Consider the following 1,061-nt stretch of genomic DNA (forward strand, 5'->3'; position numbering starts at 1 on the left):
CCTTTAAGCGGGGGTTCGGGTTCCATCCGCTGCTGGCGTTCATCGACCACGGCACCGGCGCCACCGGTGAGGCCGCGGCCGCGCTGTTGCGGCCCGGCAACGCCGGCGCGAACACCGCCGCCGATCACCTCACTGTGATCCGGGACGCGCTGCGGCAGTTACCGTTCGGTCCCCGCCCTGGCCGGAAGGTGTTGATCCGCACCGACAGCGCCGGAGGCACCCACGAAGTCATCGACTGGTTGGCCCGCCGCCGATTGCAGTACTCGGTCGGGTTCGGCCTGAGCCCGCGGCACGAAGCTGCGATCCGGGCACTGCCCGAGGCGGCATGGACACCGGCGTACAACTCCGACGGGTTGCAGCGCGACGGCGCCTGGATCGCCGACGTCACCGGCGTGCTGGACCTGGCCGGCTGGCCAGCCGGGATGCGTGTTCTGGTGCGCGCCGAACGCCCTCACCCCGGCGCGCAGCTACGGTTCACCGATTTGGATGGGAACCGGCTGACCGCGTTCGCCACCAACACCCGCCGAGGGCAGCTGGCCGACCTCGAACTACGACACCGCCGCCGGGCCCGCTGTGAGGACCGGATCCGGGCGACGAAGGACTCCGGCCTGACCAACTTCCCGCTACACGACTTCGACCAGAACCGGATCTGGCTCGCCGTCGTGATGCTCGCGGGCGAGTTGACCGCCTGGCTGCAGCTACTGGCCCTGGCCGGCACCGAAGCCGCCCGATGGGAACCGAAACGCCTACGGCTACGCCTGTTCACCATCGCCGGCCGCATCGCCCGCCGATCCCGACAGATCCACCTACGACTATCCGCCCACGCACCCTGGGGACACCTGATCACCACCGCCATCAGACAGCTGAACCCCGCACCGACCTGACCCGCCGAACCGCCCCATCCCGACCAGCCAGCACCACCCCTCGGACAGTGGAACCCGACGCACCCACCGCGGCGACACGCGGTCATCCAGCCACGACCAACAGCGAACGAAAGGAGAAAATGATCAAGACTCGGCCCCGTCAGACCAACCCGACCGACTCACGAAAGATCGGGGTTA

Annotated in this window: 1 protein-coding gene; it reads left to right on the plus strand. The window is 68.9% G+C overall.

The window, feature by feature from the left end; all coding sequences use genetic code 11:
* Positions 1–884: IS1380 family transposase (locus tag HKD39_RS18540; RefSeq protein ID WP_171201360.1), on the plus strand; the 884-nt coding region annotated here is incomplete at its 5' end.
* Between the last annotated feature and the right edge of the window lie 177 nt (positions 885–1,061).

Origin of the sequence: Nakamurella aerolata, from assembly GCF_013002705.1 — a bacterium.
In the GTDB taxonomy this organism is placed as follows: Bacteria; Actinomycetota; Actinomycetes; order Mycobacteriales; family Nakamurellaceae; genus Nakamurella; species Nakamurella aerolata.